At 72.1% G+C, this 25,453-nt stretch carries 21 protein-coding genes and 1 pseudogene; 15 read left to right on the top strand and 7 right to left on the bottom strand.

Translation table 11 applies throughout. From position 1 onward, the window contains the following. Window positions 1-49 precede the first annotated feature (49 nt). Window positions 50-1,321: an ATP-binding protein gene (locus tag EJK15_RS30265; protein ID WP_206061179.1), complete on the bottom strand. Its 1,272-nt coding sequence runs from the start codon at window positions 1,319-1,321 to the stop codon at window positions 50-52. Window positions 1,322-1,515: 194 nt separating this feature from the next. Then, window positions 1,516-1,911, bottom strand: a complete 396-nt coding sequence (locus tag EJK15_RS30260) for a hypothetical protein (protein ID WP_138713884.1) — start codon at window positions 1,909-1,911, stop codon at window positions 1,516-1,518. Between the two features lie 230 nt (window positions 1,912-2,141). On the opposite strand from EJK15_RS30260, the gene EJK15_RS70980 reads away from it, so the two are divergent. The 4 genes from EJK15_RS70980 (at window position 2,142) to EJK15_RS30245 (ending at window position 6,236) form a co-directional block, all read left to right on the top strand. Beyond that, on the top strand, window positions 2,142-2,294 hold the full coding sequence (locus EJK15_RS70980) for a hypothetical protein (protein ID WP_171074617.1): 153 nt from the start codon (window positions 2,142-2,144) through the stop codon (window positions 2,292-2,294). A gap of 70 nt (window positions 2,295-2,364) precedes the next feature. Then, window positions 2,365-4,311 (top strand): hypothetical protein, encoded by a 1,947-nt coding sequence (locus tag EJK15_RS30255; protein WP_240777305.1) that lies wholly within the window; start codon window positions 2,365-2,367, stop codon window positions 4,309-4,311. A gap of 121 nt (window positions 4,312-4,432) precedes the next feature. Beyond that, the gene (locus tag EJK15_RS30250; RefSeq protein WP_206061178.1) at window positions 4,433-5,740 is read left to right on the top strand and encodes a vanadium-dependent haloperoxidase; all 1,308 of its coding nucleotides are present in this window, start codon (window positions 4,433-4,435) and stop codon (window positions 5,738-5,740) included. A gap of 58 nt (window positions 5,741-5,798) precedes the next feature. Continuing rightward, on the top strand, window positions 5,799-6,236 hold the full coding sequence (locus EJK15_RS30245; RefSeq protein WP_138713883.1) for an ATP-binding protein: 438 nt from the start codon (window positions 5,799-5,801) through the stop codon (window positions 6,234-6,236). A 48-nt stretch (window positions 6,237-6,284) separates the two neighbouring features. Here the strand turns inward: EJK15_RS30245 and EJK15_RS30240 are convergent, their stop codons facing one another. Both EJK15_RS30240 and EJK15_RS30235 read right to left on the bottom strand, forming a co-directional pair. Continuing rightward, window positions 6,285-6,884 (bottom strand): hypothetical protein, encoded by a 600-nt coding sequence (locus EJK15_RS30240; protein ID WP_138713882.1) that lies wholly within the window; start codon window positions 6,882-6,884, stop codon window positions 6,285-6,287. After that, a complete protein-coding gene (locus tag EJK15_RS30235) occupies window positions 6,881-7,981 on the bottom strand; it encodes a PASTA domain-containing protein (RefSeq protein ID WP_171074616.1) in 1,101 nt (366 codons plus the stop codon). The genes EJK15_RS30240 and EJK15_RS30235 overlap by 4 nt, the downstream gene beginning before the upstream one ends. Window positions 7,982-8,127: 146 nt before the next feature. Here EJK15_RS30235 and EJK15_RS74895 point away from each other — a divergent pair. Together EJK15_RS74895 and EJK15_RS74890 are read left to right on the top strand one after the other, a co-directional pair. Continuing rightward, window positions 8,128-8,986: pseudogene (locus EJK15_RS74895) on the top strand (aldo/keto reductase); the annotation flags it as partial. An 89-nt stretch (window positions 8,987-9,075) separates the two neighbouring features. Then, window positions 9,076-10,398: an MFS transporter gene (locus EJK15_RS74890; RefSeq protein WP_338089900.1), complete on the top strand. Its 1,323-nt coding sequence runs from the start codon at window positions 9,076-9,078 to the stop codon at window positions 10,396-10,398. Between the two features lie 6 nt (window positions 10,399-10,404). On the opposite strand, the gene EJK15_RS30225 is transcribed toward EJK15_RS74890, so the two are convergent. Together EJK15_RS30225 and EJK15_RS30220 are read right to left on the bottom strand one after the other, a co-directional pair. Further along, the gene (locus EJK15_RS30225; protein WP_138713879.1) at window positions 10,405-11,199 is read right to left on the bottom strand and encodes an SAM-dependent methyltransferase; all 795 of its coding nucleotides are present in this window, start codon (window positions 11,197-11,199) and stop codon (window positions 10,405-10,407) included. 222 nt (window positions 11,200-11,421) lie between these two features. Beyond that, window positions 11,422-12,678 (bottom strand): helix-turn-helix domain-containing protein, encoded by a 1,257-nt coding sequence (locus tag EJK15_RS30220; protein WP_171074615.1) that lies wholly within the window; start codon window positions 12,676-12,678, stop codon window positions 11,422-11,424. A gap of 223 nt (window positions 12,679-12,901) precedes the next feature. Here EJK15_RS30220 and EJK15_RS30215 point away from each other — a divergent pair, with 223 nt between their 5' ends. From EJK15_RS30215 to EJK15_RS30205, 6 genes are all read left to right on the top strand, one after another. Further along, complete coding sequence (locus EJK15_RS30215) at window positions 12,902-13,639, top strand: hypothetical protein (protein WP_138713877.1); 738 nt, start codon at window positions 12,902-12,904, stop codon at window positions 13,637-13,639. Window positions 13,640-13,737: 98 nt separating this feature from the next. Next, window positions 13,738-14,253, top strand: coding sequence for a hypothetical protein (locus tag EJK15_RS70975; protein WP_171074614.1), 516 nt, complete (start codon window positions 13,738-13,740; stop codon window positions 14,251-14,253). Window positions 14,254-14,265: 12 nt separating this feature from the next. Beyond that, the gene (locus EJK15_RS70970; protein WP_171074613.1) at window positions 14,266-14,469 is read left to right on the top strand and encodes a hypothetical protein; all 204 of its coding nucleotides are present in this window, start codon (window positions 14,266-14,268) and stop codon (window positions 14,467-14,469) included. A gap of 32 nt (window positions 14,470-14,501) precedes the next feature. After that, window positions 14,502-15,251, top strand: coding sequence for a maleate cis-trans isomerase family protein (locus EJK15_RS70965; RefSeq protein ID WP_171074612.1), 750 nt, complete (start codon window positions 14,502-14,504; stop codon window positions 15,249-15,251). Further along, the gene (locus tag EJK15_RS70960; protein ID WP_171074611.1) at window positions 15,248-16,414 is read left to right on the top strand and encodes an FAD-dependent oxidoreductase; all 1,167 of its coding nucleotides are present in this window, start codon (window positions 15,248-15,250) and stop codon (window positions 16,412-16,414) included. The genes EJK15_RS70965 and EJK15_RS70960 overlap by 4 nt, the downstream gene beginning before the upstream one ends. Window positions 16,415-16,451: 37 nt before the next feature. Beyond that, complete coding sequence (locus EJK15_RS30205) at window positions 16,452-18,293, top strand: RNA polymerase sigma factor (RefSeq protein ID WP_138713876.1); 1,842 nt, start codon at window positions 16,452-16,454, stop codon at window positions 18,291-18,293. Between the two features lie 39 nt (window positions 18,294-18,332). Here the strand turns inward: EJK15_RS30205 and EJK15_RS30200 are convergent, their stop codons facing one another. Beyond that, window positions 18,333-20,255 (bottom strand): Xaa-Pro dipeptidyl-peptidase, encoded by a 1,923-nt coding sequence (locus EJK15_RS30200; RefSeq protein ID WP_138713875.1) that lies wholly within the window; start codon window positions 20,253-20,255, stop codon window positions 18,333-18,335. 71 nt (window positions 20,256-20,326) lie between these two features. Here EJK15_RS30200 and EJK15_RS30195 point away from each other — a divergent pair, with 71 nt between their 5' ends. The 3 genes from EJK15_RS30195 to EJK15_RS30185 all read left to right on the top strand — a co-directional run. After that, on the top strand, window positions 20,327-21,361 hold the full coding sequence (locus EJK15_RS30195) for an ADP-ribosylglycohydrolase family protein (RefSeq protein WP_138713874.1): 1,035 nt from the start codon (window positions 20,327-20,329) through the stop codon (window positions 21,359-21,361). 59 nt (window positions 21,362-21,420) lie between these two features. Continuing rightward, window positions 21,421-22,080, top strand: coding sequence for a FadR/GntR family transcriptional regulator (locus tag EJK15_RS30190; protein WP_138713873.1), 660 nt, complete (start codon window positions 21,421-21,423; stop codon window positions 22,078-22,080). Between the two features lie 144 nt (window positions 22,081-22,224). Further along, a partial coding sequence (locus EJK15_RS30185) for a hypothetical protein (protein WP_138713872.1) occupies window positions 22,225-25,453 on the top strand: 3,229 nt, incomplete at its 3' end.

Raw genomic sequence — 25,453 nt, 5'->3', positions numbered from 1 at the left:
CGGTTCCGCTGCGCCGCCGCCCATGAGGAGTGGCCGGGCACAGGCCTTGCTACTCACGGTCCGTCGCGCTGCCGAGCATCCACAAGGACGCCATCGGCAGTGCCTTGAGCTTGTCGCCGAACGGCAGGGTCTGCTCGCCGGTATACAGTACGAATCCTGCACGGAATCTCGCTCCCAGCCGATCAGCCAAATGGCGCAAGCCGCGGAAGTCATCCCCACGGACGGTTTCGGCGGCTTTGATTTCGACCCCGACCACTTCACCGGACGCGTGCTCCAGGACGATGTCCACCTCGACTTTGTCGCGGTCCCGGTAGTGGAACAATTGGACAGGCTCGTTGGCCCAGGTGAGCTGGCGTGCCACCTCGCCGATCGCGAAATTCTCGATCAGCGGGCCGATAGGGGCCGTTACGTCCCTGGCACGCTCGGGTGACATACCGATGAGCCGGCCGCCGAGTCCGCTGTCTGTGAAAATCAATTTGGGGGTGGATATGGCGCGGCGGGTGAGATTCGAGGACCAGGCCGGGATGCGCTTGATGACGAAGACCAGCTCCAGGAGGTCCAGGTAACGGGAGAGCGTCATCCTGGGGAGTCCCACGTCGCTGGCGATCGACTGGATCACGGCCAGGCCTCCCATACGGGCAGCGATGACGCTGAGAAGCCTCCGCATCTCTGCTGGACGTTCGATATCTGAGATCTGGCGTACGTCCCGGGTGATCAGATCAGTTATGTAGGAGTCGAAGAATCTGCTTCGTCTGCGCCCCGGGTCCCGCCGGATCGCCTCCGGGTAGCCGCCGCGCAGCGCCCTGTCCACGTAGTCATGCTTGCGCAGCGAGCAGGGACGCATAGCGATATCAGCGCCATGCGTGAAGACGTGGTCCACGAATCCGTCTGGAGAGGTCTCGATCTCTCCTTGGGACAGGGGCCACAATTCGATGGTCTCCGTTCGGCCGGGCAGAGCATCGGGAAGATCACGTAGGCCCAGGAGGCGTGCGGAGCCGGTGAGAAGAAAACGGCCAGGACGTGGATCCCGGTCAACCTCATGTTTGATCGGCAGGAGTAGCTGCGGGGCGCGTTGGATCTCATCGATCATGAGCACCCCGTCATGCTGAACGAAGGCGACGGGATCCTCCTCAGCCGCGGCCAGGACCGCAGGGTCGTCGAGGTAAAGCTGGCGAGTGTCGTCAACCCGCGAGACGATCAAGCTGGCTAGGGTGCTCTTGCCCACTTGCCGAGCGCCATTCACGATCACGACCCGCGTATCCGCCAATGCCTCAAGTGTCATCTCTTCAGCGCGTCGCGGGAATAGATAGGGCTGCGTCATGTCAGCACGTTACCGCAGATAAGCTCCACTCTGTGGTCGTTCTGCCGCAACTGTTGTGGGCAGTCTGCCGATTACTTGGTGGGCGATTTGCCGAAGGATGCGTGAGCGTTCTGCCGAGCCATGTATGGGCGTCCTGCCGAACTCCAGAGGCGCGAGCGCGCCCTCCCGAGTGATGCGAAGCGCCGTCGGTGGGGCTAGCGAGCCTTCCTCGTGCGCGTCACGTGGCGGAACGGCAGTCCGCCAGGGGCGGCGAGGATCCCGCTCCCGGTGATGTCCCCGGCGAAACAGACCTTGTCCTTGATGCCGGGGCCCGGGACAGGAAAGGAGCACTGGGACTGGCCGTCCGGCTTGAGCAGGACGAGACGGCCGTCGGTGCTCCATCGGCGTCCGCTGGCTCGTTCGCCTTCCGAGGAGACCACGCGGACCTTCTCGCCTCGGCAAGGCCAGACCTCCCACGGACTGGTCTGGAGGATGCGCAGCTCCTTACGCCGCGCCCGCTGCCACATGACGACGACACCGAGCGTGATCGCACTGGTGAAGGCGAGCATCACGCCCAGGAAGCTCGCCGGTCCTCCCCTGGGTATCAGCAAGGCTGTGAGGCAGAGCTGAACCGCAAGCAACGGCAAACCTCGGCGAAGGCCCGCTCTCACCTCTTTTCGCACAATGTCCAGCACTCCCGGCGTCTGCGCCGCGGTGCCGGGAAGGATCTGATATCCGTACTCGCGAGCAGTCATGTCTGTCTCCCAATGGAGATGATCCCATCGACGAAGTGGCTTCCGCACCTTCGACCTGATCGATACCCGTGTTTACACTGACCGGCATGCCGGTCATCTCTCTGGGGCGGACCGCCGGCGCGGCGGTGCTGGGCGGGCTCCTCGGCGCCTGCTCCGCGGCCAGGGCGCGGAGCTGGTCGGCGAAGGCGAGCGCCTGCTCGGAGGTCAGGCGCGGCCAGACTGACAGCTTCCGGGAGTGAACCCGGCAGGGGCGTCAGACGTCCTGATTCCGGAATGGTATTCGGGGGGCCGTCGGAACACTCCGCCCAGATGACCGACCAGGGGAGCGGAAACGTGGGCGTCGCACAACGGCCGGAAGTGCTGCCGGCCCTTTGTTCTGACCTCAAGCTGGCGCTCGTGCTCGGCGAGCGTGCACTCTACGTGAACGGCGACCTGCAGACCGCGCGCCGGTGGTTCGACGCGGCCTACCGGCAGGCGGAGCTGTGCGCCGACCCGATCGGGCTCGCGCGGGCCGCGCTGGGTCTTGGCGGGGTGTGGGTGCACGAGCACCGGACATGCGCCGAGTCGGAGCGGGTGCGGGCCGTGCAGCGGCACGCGCTGGCGCTGCTCAACCCCTCCTCGCCGCTGGCGCTGCGGCTGCGCGTGCGGATGCGCGGCGAGGAGGACTACCGCGCCGGCGGGCACGCCGCGATCCTGCCGCTGCTCGAGCAGGCCAGGGATTCCGGGGACCCGTCGGCGTGGGCGGAGGCGCTGAGCCTGGCGCACCACTGCCTGCTCGGCCCCGAGCACGGCGCGACCCGGCTGGAGCTGGCGAGAGAGCTGATCGGCCAGGCGGCGGTGACCGGGCGCAGGGGCGACCTCATGATGGGGCTGCTGTGGCGGACGGTCGATCTCTACCTGGCCGCCGACCCGCACGCGGAGCGCGCCCTGGAGGAGCTGCGCGGCCTGCTGGACGAGCACGACTACCTCGCCGCCGGGTACGTGGTCAACGCCATCGACGTCATGCTGGCCATCCGCGCCGGCCGTTTCGACGAGGCGGAGAAGTCGGCCGGCGAGTGCTTCGAGCGCGGCGTCGTGGCCGGTGACATGGACGCGACCGGCTGGTACGGCGGCCAGCTCGGCGCCATCCGCTGGTACCAGGGCCGCGCCGCCGAGCTGCTGCCCGTGCTGTCGGACCTGGTCAGCTCGCCCACGCTCAGTCCGATCGACAACTCGTACCCGGCCGGCCTGGCGCTGGCCGCGGCCGTGGCGGGCGACCGGCGCCTGGCGGCCGGGCACCTGGCGCGGCTGCGCGGCCGTGACCTGGCGGACCTGCCCAGGTCGAGCTCTTGGCTGGCCTCGATGTACTGCGTCGTGGAAACCGCGCACATCCTCCAGGACGCCGGTACGGCGGCGCGGGCGTACGCGTTGCTGAGCCCGTTCGCGGACCTGCCGGTCATCGCCAGTCTCGGCGTGGTCTGCTTCGGCTCGGTGCACCACTCCCTCGGCATGGCCGCGCTCACCACCGGGGACGTGGAGCGGGCCGTCGGGCGCCTGAGGGCCGCCGTGCAGGCGAACCTGGCCCTGGGCCACTGGCCGGCCGCCGCGCTGTCCAGGTGCCGGCTCGGGCAGGCGCTGGCGCTGCGCGACGGGCCGCGGGACGAGACGGCGCTCGCCGAGCAGACCGCCGCCGCGCGGGAGGCGAGGGAGCTGGGCATGGCGCTGCCCGCTGTGGTGGGACGGGCGGTCAAAGCGGACGGCCCCTGCCGGTTCCGCAAGCACGGGCGGCACTGGCAGGTCGAGCTCGGAGGGCGGGTCGCGCACGTGAGCCACAGCGTGGGCATGACGCACCTGGCCACACTGGTCGCCAATCCCGGGCACGAGATCCTGGCCGCCGACCTGGCCGCGGGCACCTGGTCGCGGGACAGCGAGCGCGCCTCGGCCCAGCCGGTGCTCGACGACCTGGCCAGGGACGCCTACCGGGAGCGGCTGGCCCAGCTGCAGGCCGAGATCGACGACCTCGAGGCGATGTGCGACCTGGAGCGGGCGGCGGCGCTGCGGCTGGAGCGCGAGTGGCTGGTGGCCGAGCTGTCCGCGGCGACCGGCATCGGCGGGCGGGCGCGGCCGTTCGCGGGGAGCGAGGAACGCGCCAGGATCGCCGTCGGCAAGGCCATCAGGCGGGCGCTGTCCCGCATCGCGGACGCGGACCAGGCGATCGGCGAGGAACTGCGGACCTGCGTGCAGACGGGGCTGCGCTGCTGTTACCGGCCCCGGTAAAGCGGAACGGGCCTGCTGGTGCCGCGCGCACCGCCGCCTACCCTGCCGGGATAGTGGCGCTCGATCCTGCGGAGGCGCACCGTTCATGGGAACCGGGACGGACTCGGGACAGGGGTTCCTCATGAACAAGCTCTTCATGCTGCTCGTCCTCATCCCGCCGCTGGCGGGGCCGCCTCCCGCGGTGACCTTCGCCGCGCCGCCGGACGTGGACGCCGTACGCGGCTGGAACGAGGCGGCTCTGGAGGCCGTACGAGTGCACCGGGCCTCCGACGCCGACGCCGCCAGGACGTACGCGATGGTCAACGCCGGCATGTACGACGCCGTCAACGGCATCGCGACCGCCCGCGGCGACCGGGCCAGGGGGTTCGCCCTGCGCGATCCGAAGGGCGCTCCTCCGCACGGTGACCAGCAGGCCGCGGCCCTGGCGGCGGCGCACACGGTGCTCACCCGCCTCTACCCCGCCCAGGCGGAGGGGCTCAAGGAGCGGCTGGCGGGCGACCTGGCCCGGCTGGGCGGCGGGCCGCGCGTCGCCGCGGGCCGCGCATGGGGCGAGGCCGTGGGCAGGGACGTCGTCGCGGCCCGGGAGGGCGACGGCTCGTATCCGGTGGAGACTCAGCCGGCGGGGTCGGGGCCGGGGGTGTTCGGGCAGGCGTGGTCAGGCGTGCAGTACCGGAACATGAAGCCGTTCGCGATCGCCGACGCGGCGCCGTACGTCGGTAGCGGTCCGCCGCCGCTCGGGAGCCTGGACTACGCGGCGGCGTTCGCCGGGGTGAGACTGCTGGGCGACGCCGCCATCCCGGACGTGGGCAAGTCCGCCGTGTACCAGTACTGGGCGCTGCCCGCCGGCACGGCGCAGCCGCCCGGCGAATGGATCAAGATCGCGCTCAGTGTGCAGCGGCCGCTGCCGCCGGCGGACAAGAGCCGGCTGTTCGCGCTGCTCGGCATGGCGCTGGCCGACACGTCGATCCCGACGGTCATGACCAAGTTCACCTACCGCCACTGGCGGCCGCAGCCGGCGATCCAGCAGGCGGACACGGACGGGAACCCGTACACCGAGCGGGACGAGACCTGGCGGGCGCGGGCGGGCGGCATGGGGAGCTCTCCCGAGTACATCTCCGGCCACAGCTCCTTCAGCGGCGCCGGCGCGGCCGTCCTGGCGGGTTTCTTCTGCGCCGACAGGATCCTCTTCACGCTCGTCACCGACTCCGCGCCCGTCGACCCGGCCACCGGGCAGCCGTGGCGGCGGCGCTTCCCCGGCTTCTCCGCGGCGGCGGCCGACGCGGGGCGCTCGCGCGTGCTCGGCGGGCAGCACTTCGGCTTCAGCAACGTCGACGGCCTGGCCATGGGCCGGGACGTGGCCGCGGAGATCCTGGCCACCCGGCTGCTGCTGAAGTCCGGTCCCACGCACGCCGGCGCCTGTCCTCGCTGATGGAACCGGTTGGAACGCCTCATCAGTGAGGGGGCCGATTCGGTGAATCGAGGGGGACATGGAACTTCGCTTGGACGGGCGGCGCGGGCTCGCGCAGGTCCTGCTGGACTTTCTGGCGCGGTGGGAGGAGCGTACGGGGATCGCCGTGGCGGTGTGGGCGGTGCCCGGTGTGGACGTTCCGCGGCGGGTGTCGGAGGTGGTCCTCGCCACGGTGCGGGAGGCGTTCGACAACGTGGAGCGGCACGGCCGGGCGCGTACCGTCTCCATCGCGCTGACCGTAGGGTCGCGCGGGCTGCGGCTGACCATCAGCGATGACGGGGCCGGGTTCGCGCCGGGGGCGGCGGGGCGCGGGCAGATCGTCATGAAGGCCGGCCTCGCCGGGATCGGCGGCACTCTGAAGATCAACAGCGTGGTGGGAGGTGGGACCACCGTGAGCGCGGCCGTGCCCAGCGCGGCCATGGACCGGTCGGCTCGCGGCGAAGAACGGCTCCTGTGACCAGGTCACGCGGGGGGCAGAAGACGCGGATCACGCGTCAGGTTGTCGTCAGCTCGCGGTCCGCGCCTCCCGGAGCAGCGGGTAGCCCTCTCCGAAGTCGCGGTTGATCGGCAGCGTGACCATCACGAAGTCCTGCTTGGCCACCTCAACGCCTTGGATCTTGCAGACGATGGAGGCCGTGCAGTCGCCCCCGGTCAGGCGCATGAGACGGCCCGCCCGGACGCTCGCCTGCAACATCGTGACGTGAAGGATCAGGTCCACGCCGAAGGTCACGCGGCCCATGGGCTGGCCGTTGATCTGCACCTCGACGTAGGGCTCGTGGTGGGAGACGACCTGGTGCTCGGCTATCGGCACCATCTGCCCCGTACCCGGCTCGTCCAGGGTCCTGCGGGCGGCGGCGCGCAGGTTGCGGTACTTCGACCAGCCGTTCAGCAGGACCATGCCCACGTCGATGCCCTGCAGCAGCTCGACCCCCGCTTCCGCGGCCTTGCGCGCCAGGTCGCCGGGCGGCGTCTGGACCTGCTGCCTGATCTCGTCGAGCACCCGGCGGGCGTCCATGGCCTGCGACAGCTTCTCGGCCGCGCGTCCGGGATCGGCGTAGAGCAGCAGGTCGGCGGTGCTCGGGTGGGTGGTGAAGGTTACGGTCACCGTACGGTCTCCCTGATCTCCTGGTGGCCCACGTCGTGGTGGCACACGAAGTCGAGGCTGAACGAGGGCGCGATGTCGCGGATCTCCACCTGCGGGGAGAGGTCCGCGTACGGCACGCAGACGACGGAGGCCGCCGGGGAGGGCCGCGGGCCGCGACGGGCACGGCGCACTGCCCAGACCAGCGCGGCCGCCGCCACGAGCACGGCCAGCAGGAAGATGGGCGGTGCCGGGCTCGGCGAATCCGTCTCGACGGGGTCGATGACGCCGGCCTCCTCCGGCGGCTCACCGGCCTCACCGGTGGTGTCGCTCGGGGTGATGTCCGGGCCGGCGGCGTCGGTCGGGGCGGTGACCGGGGTCAGCGTGACGGTGACGGAGCTGCCGGGGTCGACGACACTGCCGGCGGCCGGCTCCTGCGCGCTCACCCTGCCCGAGTCGCCGCTGCCGACGACGAGCGTGAGCCCGAGCCCGTCGAGCCGCCTGGTCGCCGCGCTCTCGGTGAGCCCGCTCAGGTCGGGGACCTCGACGCCGGTAGATGATGGGGTCTCAGGGACTGTGGGGGCGCGCAGGCTCAGCGTCACGGTACTGCCGCGCGGCACCTGCGTGGTGGCGGGGGGATCCTGGGAGTCCACCACGCGCGGCTCGGCGGCGGCGCCCTCGGCCACCGACGGGACGAGCCCTTCGCCCAGGATCTCCTGCTCCGCCTGCTCCAGCGGGTCGCCGACGACGTCGGGGACCTCCACGGTCGGCTCTTCCAGTTGGAGGGTCACGGTGAAGCAGCACTCCATGGAAGTCCCGCCGGCCGGGTTCTGGCCGGTCACCGTCCAGTCGCCCGCCGCGTCGGAAGGCGTCGGGTCCGCTGTGAAGCCGGCCTGCTTGAGCGTGGCGGTCGTGTCGTCCCGGGTCATCCCCACGACGTTGGGCACGGTCCTCACGGTGACGCCGTCCCGGGTTCCGCCTCCGTCCTCGGGCGACGCCGGGCTCGGGGACAGCGCCTGCGAGAGCGGCGTGCTCAGCCCCGCCGCTCCGGCCGCCGTGGGCGCCGCCACCAGCACGATCACGCTCGCGACCAGCGCCTTCGCCACCAGCCCGTACCGCATCGCCACCTCCGCTTGCCGTCGGGTCCCGACGCTAGGCGTGCCGGACGCCGCGGGCATGAGTAGACCCCTACTCAATTGAGAGGAGCGCGCGGTCCTGTGGTGGAATACGAGCCCTACAGTGACGGACTGGGAAAGCGAGCCTGACCATGGAAAACCGCATATTGGGGCGTACTGGACGTCAGGTCGGCGTGGTCGGGCTCGGCGCCTGGCAGCTCGGCGCCGACTGGGGCGAGGTCTCCGAGGAGGAGGCCTTGGCCACGCTGGACGCCGCCGTGGACGCGGGCGTCACCTTCATCGACACCGCCGACGTGTACGGCGACGGGCGCAGCGAGCAGACCGTCGGCCGCTTCGCCAAGGGCCGTCCCGAGCTCACCGTGGCCACCAAGATGGGTCGCCGGCTGGAGCAGATCCCCTCGAACTACGTGATGTCCAACTTCCGTGCCTGGAACGAGCGCTCCCGCCAGAACCTCGGGGTGGACACGATCGACCTGGTCCAGCTGCACTGCCCGCCGACGCCGGTGTACTCGGCGGACGCCGTGTTCGACGCCCTCGACACGCTCGTGGCCGAGGAGAAGATCGCCGCGTACGGGGTCAGCGTGGAGACGTGCGAGGAGGCGCTGACCGCGATCGCCCGGCCGGGAGTGGCGACCGTGCAGATCATCCTGAACGCGTTCCGCCTCAAGCCCCTGGAGCAGGTCCTGCCCGCCGCGCGGGCGGCCGGGGTGGGCATCATCGCCCGGGTCCCGCTGGCCAGCGGCCTGCTGTCCGGCCGGTACGACGAGCACACGACGTTCGCGCCGGACGATCACCGTAATTACAACCGGCAGGGGGAGGCGTTCGACGTCGGGGAGACCTTCTCGGGCGTGGACTTCTCCACCGGACTGGAGGCGGTCCGCCGCCTGGCGCCGCTGGTGCCTTCTGGCGTGACGATGGCCCAGTTCGCGCTCCGCTGGATCCTGGACCAGGAGGGGGTCTCGGTGGTGATCCCGGGTGCCCGCAACCCGGCCGTCACCGCGTACGGGCTGGTGCCACCGGGCGCGTTCAAGGCCAAGCCGGCCGGCGAGGTGCGGGTGCGCGCGTTGGACGACGCGCCGATGCGCCCCGCCCACATCGGGCTCATCGTGGTCATGTCGATCGCCGTGGTGATCGACGCCATGAAGCCGATCACGCTCGGCTTCGTCGCGCCCGAGATGGCCAAGGAATACGGCCTGAAGCCGTTCGACCCGGCCGGCGAGCTGCCCGTCGCGTTGCTGCCGCTGGCGGGCCTGACCGGGACCGTGCTCGGCTCGATCCTGTGGGGCTGGATGGGCGACAAGATCGGCCGCAAGCCGTCGATCCTGTTCGCCGGGGTGCTGTTCATCGGCACCGCCATCTGCGGCGTCATGCCGGACTTCGGGTGGAACCTGGCCATGTGCCTGGCCATGGGGCTGGGCGCGGGCGGCATGCTGCCGATCGCGTTCTCGCTGCTGGCCGAGACGATCCCACCGCGGCACAAGGGCTGGGTGATGGTGCTGATCGGCGGCAACCTGGCCGTCGCCTTCCTCGCGGCGAGCTGGCTGTCGGAAGCGCTGGTGCCCGAGTTCTCCTGGCGGGTGCTGTGGCTGGTCGGCCTGCCGACCGGGGTGCTCCTGATCCTGCTCAACCGCTTCATCCCCGAGTCACCGCGATTCCTGTTCGCGCACGGCCGCGACGCCGAGGCCCGCGCCGTCATGGCGAGGTACGGCGCCGCCGCGGTCTCCGCCGAGGACGTCGAGCGGGTCGCCGACGAGCACGACGGCGGTTACTCGCGGCTGTTCCGCCGCCCGTTCACCGGGCTCACGACGGCCATCGTCGTCCTGGGGCTGAGCATCGGCCTGGTCACGTACGGCTTCCAGCTGTGGATCCCGTCGAACCTGCAGCGGCTCGGCCTCGACCAGCAGACCGCCGCCCGCGCGCTGCGCGACTCGACGCTGCTGGGCCTGCCGCTGATCTTCATCTCGGCCGCCATGTACGGACTGTGGAGCGCCAAGAAAACGATCCTCACGCTGACAGCGCTGGTCGGCGCGGCCCTGGTGGTGCTGTCGTTCTCGGGCGAGACGCTGGCGCAGGATGGGTGGATCTACCCGTTGCTGGCCGGGCCGATCGTCGGGACCGCGGCGATCGCGGCGGTGCTGGCCGCCTACAGCTCGGAGATCTACCCGACCCGGGTGCGCTCACGCGGCTCCGGGCTGTCGGCCGGCATGGGCAAGTTCGGCGGCGTCGCCGTCACCGCCGTGCTGGTCGCGGGCGCGACGGCACCCTCCATCGGCACGACGGCGCTGCTCGGGGCGGTGCCCCTCGTGCTGGCCGTGCTCGCGGTGCTCGCGTTCGGCGTGGAGCCGGCCAAGGGCTCGGCCGGCGGACCAGCCGAACCCTCTATAACGACCGCCGAGGCATAACTGTTCTCACGGAATGCATGCCACGGCGCCGTAATTGCCGGATGAGCTCGGCTGATCAAGGCAGGCGGTGTCGTGGCCATTCGGCCGCCATTCCGGAACCCACACCAATCCCGGATCTACCAGCACCAGATCTCCGAGCAACGCCTCAACCTCCTCCCGTGCGCGAATCGCGTGACCGGGCAGCGTCATCGCCAGCAGGTCATGAATGGCGGGAAGCAACTCCGGCGGGATGGCGTCGAACGTGGTCTGCAGCAACGACAGGTAACTGCCTTCCGGCACCGCCTGTCTGATCCGCTTGATCACGTAATGGAAGAACTCGTCGTCGTTCAGGCTGTGGGCCGACAGCAGCAGCACGGCCATCGGCCGGTCCCAGTCAAGGAACGTCTGCAGGACCCGGTCGTCGAGCACGTCGTCGATCTCGCGTACGTCGCCCTCTACAACGCGTACGAGATCGGTGACGGGCTCGATGGTCGCCCTCGCTCCGGCCAGCACCATCGGATCGCTTTCCACGTACACGACCCGGGGCACCGAGGCGACCAGGGCGTCACGGGCCACGTCGTGCAACTGCCCGCCCGCGGGCAGGCCGCTGGGGACGCCACTGCCGACGATCACGAACTGATCCACACCCTCGATCGCCAGATGACGGACCACACGGCACACATATTCGAGCACGGCCCGCGCGGCCGTCGTCACGATCGGAGCGGCCTGGTCGTAGCGGCGCACTGCGTCTCTGTCCGCCACGAAATTGTTCTTTCCACCCGCGGCGGCGTCGAGAACCCGGGTGACACTTGCTTGGGTCATCTCCAGCTTCGCCAGGTTTCGGATGGCACGCTGACGCATTGAGTGTTGCCCCTTTCCCCTCGCCCACTATCTCGGGAAAAGCTGATCCTTGCGGACCCCACTCGATGACCCAGACCATATGATCCTCGCTACACGCGAGAAGACAAGCCGAAAACCCATCAGTTTTGGGTATATGTGGGTAACCGTCCACCGCGCATAACGATCATTTATCCGGGAAAGAGATCACTTTCCGAGCGAACGCGAGAGCCTTTCACGGTGGAAATTCAGCACCTCGAAGGTCTCTTCGCGGGTGGTCGTCGTCACCGACAACTTCGTGAACGCCTGGTGGTACGCCTCCACCGTGGCGGTGTCGATGATCAGCTCGTCGCCCTCGATGCCGTGCGCGCAGGCGATGTCGGACTCGAACGCCTCGGCGAAGCGCCAGAGCGTGAACGGACCGGTGCGCGGCACGTAGGCGGGGTCGTCCATCGGGACGACGTGCAGCGAGACGTTGGGCCGCTTGGCATGGTCCATGAGCATCTCGAGCTGGCGTAGCTGGACGTGCCGCCCGACGATCGAGCGCAACAGGACGCTCTCGTCGATCACCGCCCACACCACGACCCCGCTGTCGCGGGCCAGCGCCTCCTGCCTGGCCAGCACGAGGGCGAGCGCCTCGTCGACCGTCGGCTGCCCGAGGGTGGCGGGCCCGGCCACGGTGACCGCCGCCCTGGCATATTCCTCGGTCTGCAGCAGCGGCGGGACGAACTGGGTGTGGAAGGTGCGGATCAGCGTGGCCCGCTGCTCCAGCGCGTAGGTGGTGGCCAGCCAGACGGGCACGGACTGCGCGTCGTACCAGGCGGCCTCGCGCTCGCCCCTGGCCAGCGACAGCACGTATTCGCGGATCGGCGGCGAGGCTACGCCGTAGACGGTGAGCAGGCGCTCGACGGTGATCGGCGCCGGCGCGATGCGGCCCTCCTCGACGGCGGGGATGGCGGCCGCGCCCCTGCCGATCGCGGTCTCGACCTGCTCCACGGACAGCTCCGCGGCCAGCCGCAGACCGTGCAGCCGCCGGCCGAGCGCCCGGCGCTGCGGCCCGCTCAGCGGCGCGGCGGCGTCGGGGATGTCGGAGCTGGGCTCGGGCTCGTCGGGCAGGCCCTCGGCCTTGCGGGCGAGCTCGACCACGCCGCGCAGGACGCTCAGGGAGCTCTCCGACAGCCCCGAGGCGGCCAGGCCGATCGTGGCCGCCCGCAGCTGCAGGTCCTCCGCGGCGCCTGACTCCAGGTAGTCGTCGCCGACCAGCCAGCCGACGCTCACCTGCAGACAGGAGGCCAGCGCCCGGAGCACCTGGAGCGTCGGGTTGGTCTGCTTGCCGGTGCGCAGCTGGCTGACGTACGCACGGGTGATGGGGATGCCGGCCTCCGTCAAGGCGAAGGCGACCTGCGCGCCGGTGAAGCCGCGCTTGGTCAGCGCGAGATCGAGCCGCTCGGCGAAGTTCGCCACGGCACACCTCCTACCGCCCGTGAACTTTTCCAGCGTAAGGGACGCGGGCCCCACTGTCCCCTTGCCATGCGGGCAAGCTCTGCCACGCGGTCAGGTATCAACATATGCGGAAACTGTCAGTTGACATAGCCTCCGTTATAAGCGGACTATCGGAGCAAGTGGTAACTGAGGCTTAACAGTCAGGCGGTTCTGGAGCGATTCCCCAGCGAGGAGGTGGCCGGAGGTGACCATGGATTCATCGGGCGGTTCCTGGTTCATCGACGATCCGGTCTCTCCCAGCCAGGAGCAGGTGGTCCAGCGCATCTGCGCGCGTGTCGCCGGCCCCGTGGCAGGGGCGGGCGTCCAGGTCGCGAGCCTGCCGCTGGGCGGGGTCCAGGTCTGGCTGGACAGCCCCCGTCACCGTTGGCGCTTCTACCACCGGATGGCCCGCGAGCTGCGGCTGTCCGGCTGGCACACGGAGACGGGCCCTGATCGGCTGCTGTTGCTCGGGTGGAGTGCGGTTTGCCTGAGCCACCGTGCCAGGATGCTGAGCGCGGCCCTCGCGGGACGGCTCGCCGACTTCGACAAGACGGCGTTCATGGCCGTCATGATCGCCACCCGGCTGCGCCACGCGGAGTTCCCGGTAGAGGAGCTTCCGGCCGAGGTGGAAGCTCGCTGCGGCGACGCGCTGCGCTGGCCCGCCCGGCTGGCCGATCTCGGCGGCCTCGAACGCGGGTCGTCACTGGAGCCGCTGAGGCTCAGGCTGGCCCAGGTGGCCGGGCTGGAGGCCAAGGTGAGCCGTCGCTGCGGCGAGCATCTCGCGCTCGCCTCCAAGGTCGCGCGCGCGGTGGCCGGTGGTGCGGTGCCGGCCAGGTCGCGCGCCTCTGGCCTGCGTGTATCAGCACAGAGGGCCGGGCTGACGGAGCGCATGGTCTGCGTCAGCGTGCCCAACATGGCCCTGAGCGCGGGGACGGCGCGATGAAGCCGATGATGCTCCCCCTCTCGCTCGCGCGGTTCCGCGCGCGGGCCCCATTAGCGCTGGCCCCGGCGCTTCCCCACCCCCCCGGCACCGTGCGGCACGTGCCCGACCTAGTCGGCGCGGTGTTGTTGGCCAGCGCGGTAGCGGCTGGCGTGCTGGCCAGCTCGAGGGGTAGCGCCTGGGGCCGGCTTCCTTCGCGTCCGCTGGGGTGTGCGGACGCGTTCGCGGTGCCGCCTGCCGGGGCACCGGAGGCCGCGCGCCGGCGGCGCGCGGCCGGGATCGGCGCCATCGGCACGAGGGTGATGCTGGGTGGGGCGATCGGCGTGACGGGCGCCACGGTACTGATCGACCGGCCGCCGCGGCGGCCGGTGCCCGCGCACGCCTCCGTGCCGGTGGCCGCCCTGATGGCCGCCGTCTTGCTCGCCGCCACGGCGCTGGTGCGGGTCGCCGGGGCGTCGGGCCATGAGACCGAACATCGATCTCAACGCGCGGCGGAAGAGGAGCCGGCGACGCCACGCCGGCTCCTCGCCGGGCCGCGCGACCTGTTCGACCAGATGCGAGGCGCGGCCCCGGCCCGCTTCGACGCCAGCGACTCCCGAGTCGTCAACCCGCGATAGACAGGAGCGAACATGCTCGCCGACGAGATGCACAGGTCACAACCACACGAAGTCCACGCACGCGGCGCACGGCCCGGCGCGCCGCCGCCGTCCTGGGGCGAGGACCAGGACGAGGCGGGCTCCGCGCGTACCGTGCATCGACTGCGCCGCATCCGCAAGGTGTCCGTCCAGGCCATCACCGAGATCGACCAGGCGCTGCGGCACCGCGCCTCCTGAATCCCGTCCTTCCCCCTCGCAGGAGGAGACCCATGCGCACCGGTGCGGTGAGCCGCAGGGTGGGCGTGATCGTCGCGCCCGCGAACCCGTCGGCGGAGCCAGAACTGACCCGCCTGCTCGGATCGCGGGCCGACATGCACGTCACCCGCTTCCCCGTTCGGCCCGGGCTGCCCCTGGCCGAACGGCTGGAGAGCTTCAACGAGGATCTGCCCGTCATGATGCACGCGTTCGACGGCCTGCCGCTGAGCGCGATGGTCATGGCCTGCAGCGAGCCCCGCTACCTGCTCGGCCCCGACGAGGACCGCGACCAGTGCGCCGAGCTGAGCGCCGCGGCCGGAGTGCCGTTCGCCTCGGCCACGCTGGCCACGCGCGAGGCGATGGAGCACGTCGGGGTGGGCGACATCGTGCTGGTGTCGCCGTACCAGCCGTGGCTGACGGAGCTGGCCGAGCGGTTCTGGAAGACGGCCGGCCTGAACGTCACCCAGGTGGTGCAGGTACGCGCCAAGGACGGCTACTCGTCGTACGCGGTCACCCCCGCCGAGCTGATCACCCAGGTCGAGCTCGCGGAGCTGCCGGCGGACGCGGTGCTGCTGTTCACCGGCACCGGCATGGCCACGCTGCCCGTGCTCGGGCCGCTCAGCACCGGCAACGACCGGCTCCTGCTCACCGCCAACCTCTGCACGGCCTGGTGGGCGCTGTCGCGGGCCATCGGGCAGCACGTGACGCTCGGCCGCGTGCCCTACCGCCGCCCCATGGCGGCGCAGGGGAGGCGCCCGGCATGAACGGCGTCATCGTCGTCGGAGCGGGACCCGCGGGGCTGACCGCGGCGCTCTCGCTGGCCAGGGCGGGGGTCCCGGTCACGGTGCTGGAGCGCGAGAGCGAGCTCGGCCGGCAGCCGCGCGCCTGTACCTTCCACCCCGCCACGCTCGACCTGCTCGACGGGCTCGGCGTGGCCTCCCAGCTCGTCGCCAAGGGCCGCGTGGTCGACAGGGTGCAGTGGCGCGACCGGTCGGGGATCGTGCTGGCCGAGATGGGCATGAACCGGCTGGACGGCCTGACCAGGCATCCGTTCAGGATCCACGCCGACCAGACCGCGCTCACCCCGCTGCTGCTCGCGGCGCTCAGCGTCTACCCCGACGTCGACGTGCGCTTCGGCACCCGCGTGGACGGCGTGGCCGAAGGCGGCACAGGCATCCGGGTCCGCGTCGGCCACACCTGGACGCGGGCCCGGTACATGATCGCCGCCGACGGCGCGCACAGCACGGTGCGCGGCTCGCTGGGGCTGCCGTTCCCCAGGTCCGGCTATCCGACGCAGGCGCTGCGGGTGTTCACCGACTCCGCGCTCGACCGGCTGCTGCCGAGCCTGGCGCCGCTGACGTACGTGCGGGACGTGCAGCAGTCGTGCACCCTGCTGGCGCTGCCCGACCACTGGCGGATCATCTTCAAGATCCCCGTCGACTCGCACGAGCCGCTGTCACCGGCGAACCTGTCGCTGCTGGTCCGCCGGGCCCTCCCAGGGGCCAGCGGGCCGATCCACGTGACGGGCGCGGACCGGTTCGGGCTGTCCAGGGGCGTGCTGACGTCGTACCGGTGCGGGCGGGTCATGTTCGTCGGTGACGCCGCGCACCTGACCTCCACGGTCGGCGGGCTGAACATGAACGCCGGCATCCACGACGCGGCCGAGGTCGGCCAGGTGATCGCGGCCGTGCTCGGCGGCTTCGCCCCGCCCGCCGCGCTGGAGGCGTGGGCCTGGCGGCGGCGCTCGGTGCTGATGCAGCGGGTGATCCCGCGCGGCGAGACGCGGCTGGCAGGCGTGCGCGAGCGCGACAGCGCCAGGCTGGCCGCGGCCATGGCGGGATTGCGGGCGATCGCCGGCGACCCCGACGCGACGCGGGCGTACCTGGCGCAGGCGTCACTGCTGGACACGGTGCCGGGGAAGACCTGACCTGCCGCCACGATGATCTTGGAGGAGGTGACGCCGGATGTGGCGAACCCTGTCCGACGACGCGCGCCAGGCCATTCGTGACCTGTGCGACAGGCACGGAGCCCGCCTCTACGACTACTGCCGCACCGAGCTCGCCGCGGGCGACGCCGAGCAGGCCGTCGCCGGCGCGCTGCTGACGGCGCACCTGTACGCGGATCGCATGACGGATCCGGCCCTGCGGCGGCCCTGGCTGTACGCGCTGGCCCGGACGCACCGCGCGATCGTGGCCAAACCCGCCAGCATCGGCTCCTGGTCCCGCCCCGGCCGCATGTCGGAGCTGCTGCCCGAGGCCCTGCTGTCCCTGGACCGCCCGCAGCGGGAGCTGCTCGACCTGTCCGTGCGGCACGGCCTGGCCGACCCCGAACTCGCGGCGATCTTCGAGCTGGACCCGGCGGAGGTGCGGGCCATCGTGGACCGGGCCGCCGCCGGCCTGGAGGAGTGGTTCGCCGCGATCGCCGCCGCGCGGTCCCGCGACGGCTGCCCCGATCTGACGGCGCGGGTGGCGGCGTGGGTCACCGCGCCCGGCCGGCGGGCCAGGGCCAGGATCGGCCGCCACATCCAGTCCTGCGCGACCTGCCGGGCCGCACCCAGGACCATGTCGGCGGGGGCGCTGCTGCGCCGCCTGCCGATCACGACGTTGCCCGGCACTCTTCCCAACCGGCTGGCGTCGGCGCAGCCGCTGCCCGGCGAGGGGCCTCTCTGGCGGGCGGACGGCTTTCCTGTGCAGGCCCGCACACTGGTGGAGACCGCCCCGATGGAGACCGGCCCCATGGAGACCGGCCCAGCGGCGGTCCCACCGGTCGCCGACGCCACGCCGCCCGTCCCGGTCGCCGGCCCCACGACGGCGACGCCGGGAAAGCCCTGGTCGGCGGCGGGCGCGGCCGCCGCCGACCAGGAGCATCCCCCTGCCGCCCCCGCCGTGCGCGGGCGGCACCCGTTCACGCCGCCGAGCCGGACGCGGGCCTTCCGCGGCGGTGCGTACGGCGACAAGCTCGTCTACAGCGCCACACTAAGGGGCGAGAGCAACGGCGCCCACGTGAACGCTCTCCCGGGCGACGAGCCGCCCCGCAACGGCGCCCGGGTGAACGGTCCCCCAGGCGACGAGCCGCCGCGCAACGGCGCGATCATCCGGTACGGCGGGATCACTTTGAACGGCGAGCCGGCCGCCCTGCAGGGCGCGCAGTGGCAGGAGTTCTGGCGGGACCGCTCGGACGACGACGATCCCGAGACCGGCGCGCCGATCCGGGCCGTGGCCAGGCTCGGGCTGGTCCTGGGCGTGGGCCTGCTGGCGGCCGGGCTGGTGTGGGCGCTGCTCAACGCCCGCGAGCACCCGGCCACGATCACCAAGGCCGCCTCGCGGACGAGCGTCCTGCTGGAGGAGCCGTCGCGCTGGGTGGCCGAGGCCACCGCCGCCGCCCGCTCGGGGCTGGCGAGCGTGCCCAGGAAGATGGACCTGCCCAGGCCCGCGCCGCCGGTGGCGCGGCTGTCACCGGCGTCGGTGCGGCTGGGGGCGGAGCGTACCGGGTCGTTCTCGCTGTCGTGCACGGGGCGCTGCACGATCACCTCGGCCACCGGCACGGACGGCATCGTCGTGTCGGGCACGAGGTTCCGGGTGCGCGCGCCCGCCGACCGGCCGGGCTGCGGCACGCGGCCGAGCGTCCACCGCGGGAAGATCGTCGTCCGGTGGGCCGGCCGGACCACCGGCGACGGCACCCGCACCGGCGGCACGACCGCCGGGAAGGGCACCCTGACCCTGAACGTGGCCTGGACCGTCGCCAGGGACAAGGGCGTGCTGATGCTCGACTCGCGCGACGGCGTCACCTGGAGCAACTGCCGGTAGGGGGCCCCGGGCTCCGGAGAGCCCGAGGCCGTGGGCGGGCTAGAAGAACTGGAACTCGGGCTCCGGCTGCGGCAGCTCGATCCGGTCCGGCCCGTGGAACCTGGCCTTGTCCTGCGGGACGTCGGCCAGCGGCGTGCCCAGGACGAACGGCACGACGACGCTGCTCCTGGCCAGGTCGACGGTGACGTTGGCGCCGGTTCCGGTCTCGTCACTGTAGGTCGAGTCCGTGCCAGCGATCACCAGGCCGATCCTGTGGCCCTTCTTGAACGTGTAGTCCTGCGGCAGCGTCAGCCACTTGACCGTGCCATACGTGCCGGCGGGCAGCGGGGTGGCCTGGCTGAGCGAGTCGCGGTTCTGCACGTCGATCCAGCCGCGGGCGACGATCTCCAGCGGCCGGGTGGCCACGTTCGTGACGACCTTCTTGTAGCAGGCGTCGTCGGCCGTGGTGCTCTCGCCGTGGCAGTCCTCCTCGGCGAGCGTGGTGATGCCCTGGCCGCGTCGCCAGTCGACGCGGGTGTCCTCGCCGAAGTCGACGAGCAGGGCGGTCAGGTTGGAGGTGGGCTTGTCCAGCTTGACCCGCAGGTCGGCGGTGGGCGTGCCGGACAGGCGCAGGTCGAGCGGGAGCGCGCCCGTGGTGAACGCCACCCGTCCCGGGTTCGCCGTGCCGACGTCGGCCACCATCGCGTTCTCGCTCATGGCGACGTCGGTGAAGGAGGCGGTGCTGTTCCTGGCGGCGGGCCTGAGGCCGAGCGAGCCGTCGGGCGCGGGGCGCAGCGACGCCTTGGCCGCGAACGGCGCCGGCCAGTCGCGCTGGCTGATCCACTTGGCCGGGCCGATCTCGACGTCGGCGCGGGGCTCACCAGTGATCCCGTTGCGTACGCCGTGCAGCCAGTAGTCGAACCAGCGGTGCAGGGTGTCCACCCAGAGCGCTCTGCGGCCCTCGAAGTCGAACGGGTCCACGTGCTGGGTCTGGCCGACCCAGATCTTGCGCGGCACGTTCCGGTCGGCCAGGGCCTTCCACCACACGGAGAAGTTGTCCGGCTTGACGTTGAGGTCGTTGACCGTGTGGACGACGAAGACGCTGGCCTTCACCTTGGAGACGTCGCCGAGCAGGCCCTGGATGTAGTCGCGCTCGGCCCAGAACGGGTTGTGGTTCCCCGTGTCGTCGCCGTCCTCGGCGTCCATCTTGTCGCGCACCGGCTGACACTTGGGCTCGGGGTCGGTGTCGACGTAGTTCGCCAGCCAGGAGGCGTAGTCGTAGTTGTAGATCACGCCGTTCGAGCGCTGGTACTTGTACCAGGAGCTGATCGCCGAGATCGGCACGATCGTCTTCAGCCCCTCGACGCCGGTCGCGGCGACGGCGTTGGCCAAGGTGCCGTCGTACGACTTGCCGATCATGGCGGCCTTACCGGTCGTCCAGTCGGCCACGGCCGGGGTGCCGTCGGCCTTGACGGCCTTGGCGCGGCCGTTCAGCCAGTCGATGACGGCCTTGCCGCCCAGCACGTCGGCCTTGCCGCCGATGTCCGGGCAGCCCTCCGACCTGGTGGTGCCGAGCATGTCGACGTTGAGGACGGCGTAGCCGCGGGGGACGAAGTAGTTGTCATAGAAGAGCGGGAATTTTACGACATTTCCGGCGGCGTCGTACACCTTCCGTTCCGCCTCGTTGCCGCGGCCCGAGTTGTCGTAGTACGGACTCTCGTCGATGATCACCGGCACCTTGAGTCCCGGGCCGGACTCCTTGGGCCTGACGATGTCCACGCGTACCTTGTCGAGCCTGCCGTCCAGGTCGCTGTCGACGGTGGACTCGACGTACACGTGCTCGCGGACCGCGTCCGCATAGGAGAAGACCGGCTGCGTACGGCCGTTCTCGATCTTGATGGTGGATCCGGCCGTGGCCTGGGCCGGGGTCGCGATCGCCAGGGTGAGGGCGACGGCGATGAGGGCCGGGCGTAATTGTGGCACGCGTGACCTCCGTGGCTGTGGGAAATACACCGCAATCTCTCAGACGGCCCGGAAGCTGGCAAGATCCGGGTATGGATGTTCAGGATCGAGTCCGGGGCTGCCTCCTCGGCGGCGCGATCGGTGACGCACTCGGGGCGCCGATCGAGTTCCAGTCGTTGCGGGAGATCCGCAAACATCACGGCACGGACGGCATTTCCGGATATGTCGCTGATTGGCGGGGTAATACCGGCCTCATCACCGACGACACCCAGATGACCCTCTTCACCGTCGAGGGCCTCATCCGCGCTGATCACGCTAGCCGATCATCGGCCGCGGGAGCGGGCGACGCGCGGGAGGCGGTGGTGGAGTCGGTACGGCAGGCGTACCTGCGCTGGCTCGACACCCAGAACCACCGCACTCCCCCGCCCGCCGACCTCCCCCACCGGACGGGGCTGCTGCGGGAGGAGGGCTGGCTGTACTCCCGCCGTGCACCCGGCAACGCCTGCCTGTCGGGGCTGCACCGGCACTTCCCGGGGCCGTCGGCGCCGGGCGAGCCGGGGCCGGTGAACCCGGACTCGAAGGGCTGCGGCACCGTGATGCGCTCGGCCCCGTTCGGCCTGGCCGAGCGGGATGCGCGCGAGGCGTTCGAGCTGGCGGCGGCGTGCGCGCAGATCACCCACGGGCACCCGACGGGATACCTGGCGGCGGGGGCGTTCGCGGCGATCATCGCGTACCTGATGGCGGGCGAGGCGCTGGAGCCCGCCGTCCACCGCGCCCTCGACCTGCTGACCGGCTACCCGGCGCACGAGGAGACCACGGAGGCACTGCGCGCGGCACTGGCACGGGCGGCCGAGGGGCCGCCCTCCCCGGAACGGGCGGAGTCGCTGGGCGGCGCCTGGGTCGCGGAGGAGGCGCTGGCCATCGGCGTGTACTGCGCCCTCGCCGAGCCCTCCGTCGAACGGGCGCTGCTGCTCTCGGTCAACCACTCGGGCGACAGCGACTCGACCGGCTCCGTGTGCGGCAACCTCCTGGGCACGCTGCACGGCGCCGCGGCCCTGCCCGCCGCCTGGCTGCGCCCGCTGGAGGGCCGCGACACGATCGAGCGTCTGGCCGCCGAGCTGACCTGATCGGATCTTCGCCGGCAGCGCTTAGGGTGGGAATTCCCAGCTGGATGAGAAGAGGGTGAATGCGAAACGTCGCTCGGACCTCGCTCGTCGATTCCGCCATCGACGAGCTCCGCCGGGAGATCGCCCGCGGGACGTGGCCGGTCGGCACGAAGATCCCTTCGGAGAGCCAGCTCGCCCAGAGCCTGGGCATGAGCAGGCTGTCCGTACGCGAGGCGGTCCGAGTGCTCGCCCATGCCGGTCTGCTGCACACGCGGCAGGGTGACGGCACGTACGTCACCGCCACCGACGAGTCCAAGGTCGCGCTGCGCCGCCGGCTCGACACGGCGGCCGCCATGGACATCATCGACGTACGCCGCGGGCTCGATCTGGTGGCGGCCCGGCTGGCGGCGGGCCGGCGCACCGAGGAGGACCTCGTCGCGATGCGCGAGACGCTGGCCCGCCGGGACGCGGCCGGGCGGGCGGGCGACCTCGACGGGTTCGCGGACGCGGACGTCGACTTCCATCTGCTGGTGGCGGACGCCGCGCACAACGCGCTGCTCGGAGACCTCTATCGCAGCATGAGCGACGCGCTGCGGGACAGCGTGCGGGATAAGGAGGAGGCGGCGCTGGATCCGGACAGCTCGCACGAGCACCTGCTGCGGGCGATCGAGGACGGGGATCCGGCCAGGGCGGTCGCGGTGTCCGTCGCCATCCTCGACCAGCAGGAACGCGACCTCTGACGGATCTGGCCCCGGTCCGGGAAGACCGTGGGGCCTATGGCGACTTCGAATTACAACCGGGCAGCGACTTTTCTGATTACCAGACAATGCGTGATTTGTGCGGCAAGGTCTCGTGCATAACCGATCTTCGCGAGGTCTCACCGCATGGACTGGCCGATCTGCCCCGGCTGCGCCGCTGTCCTGCCCGGCGCGCCGCCCGCTGCTGCCTGCCCCAAGTGCCACCTGCTCCTGCGCGGGCCGGCCGCCGCTGACTACCGCGCCGCCGCCGCCGCGCTGAACCGGCTGGAGGAACGCCGTACCGAGCTGCTGAAGCGCCGCGACGACGCCCTCACCCGCATGCGCACGGCGACAGCAGCAGCCGCCGCAAGGACCACCGGCACCGACGCCATGACCGCCGCACTGACGGCCGCTGTCGAGGACGCGGCTGAGGGGCCGATGGTGACCGCGGTCCCCGGCGCGAGGGGCACTGTTGGGCACCGGAGCAGGCAGGGCGCGGACACGGCGCAGGGCGCGAGCGACGCGCACCGTGCCTCCGGCGCGGAAGGGACGGATGCCGCCGAGCGGGCGGACGGCGCCGGACCGACGGACGGCGCCGGGCGAGTGCCCCGGCGTGATCTGTCGCATCGGGCGGTGCAGAACGTGTTATTGCTGCTCGGCGGCGTGCTGCTGTCGATCGCCGCCGTGGCGTTCACGCTGGTGAGCTGGCAGGTGCCGGCGCTACGGGCGCTCATACTGAGCGTGTTCACGCTCGGAGTGCTGGCCGCTCCCTGGTTGCTGGCACGCCGGCGTCTGGTCGCGACCGCCGAGACGGTGGCGCTGATCGGCCTCGTGCTGATCCCGCTGGACGGCGTCGCGATCATGCAGGTCTTCGACGACGGCGGCCCCTCCGCCGCGCCGGGGCTGGACCCGCTGTGGGGATTCGCCCTCGGCGGTGCCGCGCTGGCCGTGGGGTGGGCGCTGTACTCGTGGTGGGCACCGCTGCGCCTTCCCGTACCGGTCGCGATCGTGCTGGCTCAGACGCCGCTCCCGCTGGCCGGGCTGGCCATGGACAACGGCTCCCTCTCCTTCGCCGGACACGCCTGGCTCGCCGCGGCGCTGGTCGTCACGGCCGCCTTCGACCTGGCTCTCTGGCAGGCGGCCCGGCGGGCGCGGGCCGCCGCCGAGTACGTGACCACGGCCGTCGCGGGCTCCCTCGCCTGGGTGCTCGGGACCGGCGAGATCGCGTTCCTGGTGGTCGCGGAGGTCGCCGGTGGCCACCTCCCCGAGCCGCCCGTGCCCCTGCCGGTCGCGGCCCTCGTCCTGGCCGCCGCCTCCGCGGTGGCGATGCTGTGGGCGGCCGCGACGCGCGGCCGGGCGGGACGCCTGCTGATCGCTGCCTGCGCGTGTCTCGCCGCGACGGGAGCCGTTTGCCTGGTGCCCGCGTCGATGGTGCCCGGCTCGTGGCAGGCCGCCGTCTTCGCGGGCGGCGCCTGCCTGATCCTCGCCGCCACGCTCATGCTCCCGGTACGGCTGCGCGACGGCGTACGCACAGGTGCCGTGCTGACTCTGGCCGTGTCGGCCGGTTGGCAGGCGCACGCCGTGGGCGCGGCCGCGCTCACCCCGCTGAGCTGGGTGGGGTCGATCTGGTCCGGGGCCGGCGGCCACGCCGCGAACGTGCTGGGGCCTCATGGCGTCCGATGGGACGACACGCCGGCCGCTCCGGCGGTGATGGGCGCCGTCGCGCTGGGTCTGGCGCTCGTGCCGCCCCGGGGTGAGATGTGGACGTCCGGGCTCCGGCGCACGCTCTGCCTGGTCTTCGGCCTGCTGGCGGTGCTCACGGCGCCGGTGGCGACAGGCATGCCGTACGAGGCGGCGCTGGCGGTGCTCGTGGCCCTGACCGGTGCCCTCCTCCTCACGGCCGCCCGCCGGCCCGCGACAGCCCAGGCGACCGGCACCACCGCCGTCTGTGAGACGGAAGCCGTGTCCCACAGGGCCGATGGCCGAACGGAGGCGTTGGCGCATCCCGGCGGGGCGGCGCTGTGGACGGGCGGATACCTGGCCGTGCTGGCGATGTGCTGGGCGCTGGCTGATCGGCAGGCCACCGTCGGCGTCGCGGGCGGGCTCATGGTGGTCCTGCTGGCCTGTGCCGTCGCCGCCCGGCCGAGGGCGGTGCAGGCCATGGGCGGCGCCGGGGCGACGCTGGCGGCGGGCCTGCTCGCCTGGGGCCTGTTCGCCGACGGTCTCGGGGCGGCGTTCGCGCTGCTCGGCGTGCGGGCGGCGACGCTGGTCGTGACGCGGCCGTCGCGCAGGCTGGCCACCGCCGTCGTACGGGCGCGCCGCACAGGCGCCGCCCTCGCGCTCGGCGTCCTGGACCGGCTCACCAGGATGATCAGGCCGGGCGGGCGTGCGGCGGTCGAGACGGCGGCCGTGGCGGTGGGGCTGTTCGCGCTCGGGCAGCAGGACGTGCGCGGCGAATGGCTGGCACTCGTGCTGGCGGTCGGCGCGGTGCTGGCGGCGGCCTCGGCGTGGCGGCGGCCCAGGGGCCCGTGGCGGACGGCGGCGGTGGCCGAGGCCTGCGTGCTGGCCGCGCTCGCGCCGCTGCCGGTGAGCAAGGCCGTCGTACCGGCGCTCGTGGGCCCGTACGGATGGTTGACGAACGCCTGGGCCGGTGCGGCGGAAGGGGCCCGGGAGGCGGTCAGCCCCTCGGGGCCGTGGCAGGAGCAGCCGATGCTGCTGCCCGTTCTGGTGCTGGCGGGCGTCGCGGGGACGTTCGCCGCGTGGGCGCGCTGGGGCAGGCCGGCCGCGATGGGGGTGGCCAGGGTCGCGTTCCCGCTGGCGGCCACGACGTTGCCGGTGGCGGCGGACCTGCCGTACTGGGCGGCGCTGGCCTTCCTCGTCGCGCTCACGGCGGGGCTCGCGCTCTGGTCGGCGGTGAGCCGGTCGGCGGCGGGCAGCGCGAGCCTGTGGACGGCGACGCTGGCCGTCTCCTGGTCGCTGGCCGACCGTACGGCGACGCTCGCGGTGCTGGCGGCGATCGTGGTGACCGGGGTGCTCTGCGCGATCCGGGGCAAGGGCTCGCCGGTCACCGGCGTTGCCTCGACCGTGACCGGGCTGGCCGTCGGGGCCGAGAGCGTGGCCGCGGCGCTCGGCGGCGGGCTCGGCACCGAGAACGCGGCGCTGGTGCTGCTGCTGGTAGCGGTGCTGTTGTCGCGGGCCGCCGCGCTGCCGGCCCTGCCCGGGGCCGTCGCCGGGCCGGTGGGCGGGACGGCGCTGGTGTCGTGGCTGATCGCCCTGGGGCTGTCGGCGGTCGATCCGGCGCGGCTGTCGCTGGTCCTGGCGGTGGGCGCTCTCGCGCTGGCCGGGGCGGCCGGGCGGCTGCCGGCCGGGGGCCGGG

The sequence above is a fragment of the Nonomuraea basaltis genome, assembly GCF_005893125.1.
Classification (GTDB): Bacteria; Actinomycetota; Actinomycetes; order Streptosporangiales; family Streptosporangiaceae; genus Nonomuraea; species Nonomuraea basaltis.
The sequence above is the reverse complement of the archived record's forward strand: the minus strand, read 5'-3'. Positions and strand labels throughout refer to the sequence as shown.